This is a genomic window from Escherichia sp. KTE172 (genome assembly GCF_000408845.1).
In the GTDB taxonomy this organism is placed as follows: Bacteria; Pseudomonadota; Gammaproteobacteria; order Enterobacterales; family Enterobacteriaceae; genus Escherichia; species Escherichia coli.
Genome location: NZ_KE137316.1, coordinates 2,861 through 3,408, shown reverse-complemented (window position 1 = coordinate 3,408; position 548 = coordinate 2,861). Strand labels below are relative to the sequence as shown.

Here is a 548-nt window from a genome sequence, read left to right as displayed (position 1 = left end):
GCCATATTCTGTGCAATACCATCAAAGGTCTGCGTGGCTGCACTTTTAACCTGCGACATACTGTCCGTGGCGCTCTCTTCCCACTCACTCCAGCCTGACCTGAGGCCTGCCATCCAGCTCCCGCGAAGCTGGTCTTCAGCCGCCCAGGTCTTTTTCTGCTCTGACATGACGCTATTCAGCGCCAGCGGATTATCGCCATACTGTTCCTTCAGGCGCTGTTCCGTGGCGTCCCGCGCTGCCTGCCGGTCAGTCAGCCCCCGGTTTTTCGCCTCAATGGCTGCCCGTTTTGCCCGTTGCTGCTGTGCGAATTTATCCGCCTGCTGCGCCAGCGCGTTCAGGTGCTCCTGATACGTGACCTTATCGCCAAGTGCAGCCAGCTGGCGTTTGTACTCCAGCGTCTCATCTTTATGCGCCAGCAGGGATTTCTCCTGTGCGGACAGCTGGCGACGTTGCGCCGCCTCCTCCAGTACCGCGAACTGACTTTCCGCCTTCCACAAATCCCGGCGCTGCTGGCTGATTTTCTCATTCGCTCCGGCATGCTTCTCCAG

Annotated in this window: 1 protein-coding gene; it reads right to left on the bottom strand. The window is 59.1% G+C overall.

Annotated elements, in window-relative coordinates:
* On the bottom strand, positions 1 to 548 hold a 548-nt coding region (locus G434_RS23540; protein ID WP_024193909.1), incomplete at both ends, for a phage tail tape measure protein.